Source organism: Brunnivagina elsteri CCALA 953 (genome assembly GCF_002289455.1).
In the GTDB taxonomy this organism is placed as follows: domain Bacteria; phylum Cyanobacteriota; class Cyanobacteriia; order Cyanobacteriales; family Nostocaceae; genus Brunnivagina; species Brunnivagina elsteri.
The window spans coordinates 1-3,176 of sequence record NZ_NTFS01000569.1 but is presented as its reverse complement, the minus strand read 5'-3'; the positions used below and the strand labels follow the sequence as shown (position 1 = coordinate 3,176).

2 protein-coding genes are annotated in these 3,176 nt (G+C 37.3%); both read right to left on the bottom strand.

The window, feature by feature from the left end:
* Positions 1-404 precede the first annotated feature (404 nt).
* Positions 405-1,190 (bottom strand): MlaE family lipid ABC transporter permease subunit, encoded by a 786-nt coding sequence (locus CK510_RS28460; RefSeq protein ID WP_095724843.1) that lies wholly within the window; start codon positions 1,188-1,190, stop codon positions 405-407.
* Positions 1,191-1,431: 241 nt separating this feature from the next.
* The gene (gene cpeY / locus CK510_RS28455) at positions 1,432-2,697 is read right to left on the bottom strand and encodes a C-phycoerythrin alpha-cysteine-82 phycoerythrobilin lyase CpeY (protein ID WP_095724842.1); all 1,266 of its coding nucleotides are present in this window, start codon (positions 2,695-2,697) and stop codon (positions 1,432-1,434) included.
* Positions 2,698-3,176 lie beyond the last annotated feature (479 nt).

Sequence of the window (3,176 nt, the reverse complement as noted above, 5' to 3'; positions counted from 1 at the left end):
ATCTATAGCAATCCTAAATCATATTATTAAGGCAGGCAGGGATGCCCATCCCATAAGAATTATAATAATTTAGATTATATAATTTAAATGCGGAACACTTTGCAACCTATCATTAGGGACTTACATAAAATACAGCACTTCCGGCTATTACACAATATAGTTGTTATCTTCAGTTGCCTTCTAATCATGGCTTTCAGCTTTGAGCATGTACCTCATAGCTGCCGGAAGTGCTGTATAATATCCCAATTATAGACTCATCAATTGTATGATTCATCAGTTAGGGTAGGGAAACCCTACCCCTACAATAGTTTGGGATAATTTATTTATTGGTATTTCTATAAACTAAACCTTAAGCTATTAATAGGATATTATTAATATACCAGTTGTTTAAGTTGTATTTATATTTAAAATATTGGCTTTTCAAAAAATAGTAATGAGATAAAGAAATCAATTACAAAAATGGCAACCCAAGAGCTGACAACTGCTGCTGTTGCTGCTTCTCCAACTTGCTTAACTCCTCCTCTTGTGCTAAGTCCCCAATTACAACTATTAACTGCTACAATTATCCCAAATAGGAAGGATTTGGTAACAATAACGAATAAATCTGATGGTACTAAAAATACTCTAATTGATTCTAAAAAGACTTCTGGGGTAATTTGATAAAACTGGAATCCAACAAGAATTCCACCTAATACACCCACTACTAAAGCAAACATTGTGGCTATTGGAACCATGATACCGCAAGCAATGACTCTGGGAACAACTAGATAATTAATTGGGTCAGTTCGCAACATATAAAGTGCATCTATTTGTTCGCTGACTTGCATTGCACCTATTTCCGCAGCGAATGCAGAACCCACTTGTCCAGCGATAATACTAGCTGTTAAGATGGGAGCTAATTCTCGACAAAATGCTAGTGCAAAAGCTCCTCCGACAGTATCCACAGCCCCAAATTTGGCTAATTCTCTTGCTGTTTGGATTGTGAAAATCATGCCAGCAAAACCATTTACAAGTAGAACTGGTGATAGTGATTTTGGTCCTGCCGTCACCATATGTTCCATTATTTTACGATCGCAAGTTTTTCCTTGGATAAAACGCAGCCAAACTTGACCAAAAAGCAGCAAAGTAGTCAAAAATTGGACAAAACCTGATGGCTTTGTATGTTCTTTTGGTTGCAATTTTACCGTCATCACTACTGGGTATTTTTGCAATCATATTAACGCAAATTTGAGTTTTCAGAGACGTTTTCGGAGAAGCTCTTTATCTTGGGACAATTACGGTGTTCTAATAATTACTCCGTAATTGTCAAGTAGCCTGATTCACTCACAATTAATACAACTTAGAGCAAATTAATGAGGGCAAACAACCGTTTGCCCCTACTGGGAAATTATGTAATCGTTAGAATTGAACAAAATCAAAAAATTAACAAAACTACATAGTTGCTTTGGTTTGAATTAACCAGTCTGGGTCATTTGCGGCTATTTCCTTAGCGGTTGTATCTCCAAGCTTTTCCAATGAGATTAAAACAGCATATTTTAAGTCCCAAATTGGACTTTTTAAGCAGTTGATTAATTCGGGGATGGCACGTTTATCTCCTAATTCTCCGAGAGCGATCGCACATGCTCCACGGGATTTTTGAAATTGGGGTTCACAATTGTGGAGGTTTTCTGTAAATAATTCATAAGCAGGTGCATATTTTAACCAGCCTAGTGTTTTAATGACGTGGTAGTGAGCGCCATAATGATTAAATGCCCTATCTGCATAGGTTGTCATCAGTGCTGCTGGTGCTTCTTGGGGGTAAGCTTCAACTAAGGTTTTTGTGGCTAAATAACATCTGCCAAAGTCGGTTTCGTAGAGTTCCTCAATGGCGAAATTGAGTGCGGGGATTACGTCATATTCATGCACCAAATCTAAATCCTGGGGATTATCCCACAGTACTTGTTCTAAAGATGGTTGAATCTCTGCAAAGCTAATTTCTCCATTCCTAACTCCTGCATCTGCCAACATTCGCAAAGCACGCAAGCGAAAAACCAGAGAAACTGGACATTTTGCGATATTGGGAATCGCTTTGTAATAACGGGAATCGATTAAATCTTGGATGCAACCTCGACGTGCATTGATGCTTGTACTTTGTAACAATGCCATTACTTTTGATATTTCCGAATAATCCCCAGTGAATCTACAAACTGTTGCGATCGCGGCACTACGGGTTGGTTCGTCGGGTGCGTTGGTAAATTTTTTGACTCGTTCTAATGCGGGTTTATAGTCAGCGTTGGCAAGTGTATGAATAATGACTCGATGAATTTGTCCTTCTTTATCAAGTAACTGCGCCACATCTTCGAGTATTTCTGGTTCTTTTACGCCAATTTCCCCGATTGTCCATACTGCATTTTCAACGGTATAAATATCATCATCTTGGAGACATTTTTGGATTACGGGTAATGCTGATGCTGCTTGCAATCGTCCCAAACTTTCCACTGCTTTGCGTCGAACGATTCTTTCGTCCAATTCTTCGGGGTTGCTAGTTTCGATGGCACGAACTAAAGCTGAAATCGATTGTTCTGTGGGAAAATTAATTAAATGGGAAACGGCAATATATTTCTCCGAAGGGTCTTCAAGTTGGTCAAGGGGAGTGTCTATAATTGCGATCGCTTGTTCTTCTGTCAGTCTAAAGATGTTAAAGAAGCGCTTATCCATGTGTTTTATATGTTTTTAACTCAGGAAGGTTGAGAAGGAGTCTTTATATATATCTAATATTCTATCTGTATCTATTGCATAGTTTTTAACCATTTACCAAGTATTTACAAGTAAATACTTGCATCTCAAAATTCAAAGTTATCTATCACAAAAGTTGATTAGGAACATATTTTCGATACAATTAAATATATTTCGTAATATTTTTTATCTTTTAGTTTTTTAAGCAAAAAGTATTATGTTAGCTAGGATTTGCTACGAGATATCACATCTTTATTTATCTCACGCAGAGAGAAGTTGGCGGTGTTGGATTGCGTTAAGCAGCATTAAAACAATTCGCAATTATGTTTTGTAACGGGGATTTTACCCCGACACAAAACACGCTGCCCTTCTATTACTGGGGAATTAAACCCCCCAAGCTTATTAAAAACTAATGTCTGGCAAAGTATTAACTGTTTTTTATTTTCCATAATGTCTAAAAG

What these genes read in the sequence shown, in the direction of transcription:
- CK510_RS28460 (WP_095724843.1), bottom strand. Translation starts at nt 1,190, where the DNA reads ATGACGGTAAAATTGCAACCAAAAGAACATACAAAGCCATCAGGTTTT.
- cpeY (WP_095724842.1), bottom strand. Translation starts at nt 2,697, where the DNA reads ATGGATAAGCGCTTCTTTAACATCTTTAGACTGACAGAAGAACAAGCG.